Origin of the sequence: Bacillus cereus group sp. N21, assembly GCF_016483395.1 — a bacterium.
Lineage (GTDB): Bacteria > Bacillota > Bacilli > Bacillales > Bacillaceae_G > Bacillus_A > Bacillus_A pseudomycoides.
This window is the reverse complement of sequence record NZ_JAEHBX010000387.1, coordinates 1-251: the sequence shown is the minus strand read 5'-3', so window position 1 is coordinate 251 and position 251 is coordinate 1. Positions and strand designations below refer to the sequence as shown.

The following is a 251-nucleotide window of genomic DNA, read 5'->3' as shown; positions in this document are numbered from 1 at the left end:
ATTAATGAGTATGTAGAGCAAAATGATCGATTGTTAAAAACAGAGAAGAGATTGAAACGCTGGTATCATATTCGAGATAGTCTCATTCATTTAGTAGTAGGTATTGTAGTTATTTCAATGATTATATGGACTGGGAATGAAGCGGCAAGTGAACAGATTGCACCTACAGTTATCGCGGCCTTCGTATTAATGACTTTATCTGTAACGAATGCGCTTATTCCGATTTCAGATGCCATCGATCGAATCCCATC

General features: G+C 37.5%; 1 pseudogene. It reads left to right on the top strand.

From position 1 onward, the window contains the following. A pseudogene (locus tag JDS96_RS31315) lies at positions 1–251 on the top strand (thiol reductant ABC exporter subunit CydC); the annotation flags it as partial.